1 protein-coding gene and 1 pseudogene are annotated in these 728 nt (G+C 46.0%); both read right to left on the bottom strand.

The window, feature by feature from the left end; genetic code table 11:
* Window positions 1–393 (bottom strand): methylglyoxal synthase (locus R7O13_RS26790; RefSeq protein WP_318305196.1); only part of this gene is annotated, 393 nt, incomplete at its 3' end.
* A 63-nt stretch (window positions 394–456) separates the two neighbouring features.
* Window positions 457–728 (bottom strand): annotated as a pseudogene (locus R7O13_RS26785) (TMAO reductase system protein TorT); the annotation flags it as partial.

Genomic DNA, 728 nt, shown 5'->3' with positions numbered 1-728 from the left:
AAGAGGAGAGTCGAAGTGGAATTTTGCCGTTGCACGGTTAGTCGCAACTGGGCTGTTCCAAACACTCGCGATACGACGTAGGGCTTTCACATCAGGGTCGTGAGGTACGGCGTTTAGTGGATCCCAGAAGAAGACCAACACATCGATTTTACCTTCCGAAATCAATGCTCCAAGTTGTTGGTCGCCACCCATTGGGCCGCTGATCATGCTCTTAATTGCTAAGCCAGTTTCTTTACTCAGCATGTGGCCAGTTGTGCCTGTAGCGTACAAGAAATGGCGTTGCAGCTTTTCTTTATTCTCTTTTACCCAGCGAAGTAGCTCAGGTTTGCAATTGTCGTGGGCAACCAATGCCACGTGTTTATGCGCAGGCATGGTACGAGTCGTTTTTTGCATCAAGTTATTCCGATTTTATGATTATGAACTGGTTATCTATCAATAAAACACTTTTTTAGCGCATCAATCAACAGCCTTTATGCTGAATGTCGGCCTATATTCTGACGGAGATAACGATTCTTCAATTGTGTCATCGTGAAGCGTCTTTGGCGTCAGTGGTTTGATGATTGGCGATGCCTGTTTTTCATACGGTTGATGGCGTAAATAGTGAGCCGCTTGCATGACAGACAGGCGGCCTTGCTGCACCATTTTGTCTGTCGGAGCAAAAAGCACTTTATTGCGCAGAAGACCACGATACACACCGTGACTCAAATACACCGATACCAAACCAATAT

Source organism: Vibrio sp. Y176, from assembly GCF_033438945.1.
The sequence above is the reverse complement of the archived record's forward strand: the minus strand, read 5'-3'. Positions and strand labels throughout refer to the sequence as shown.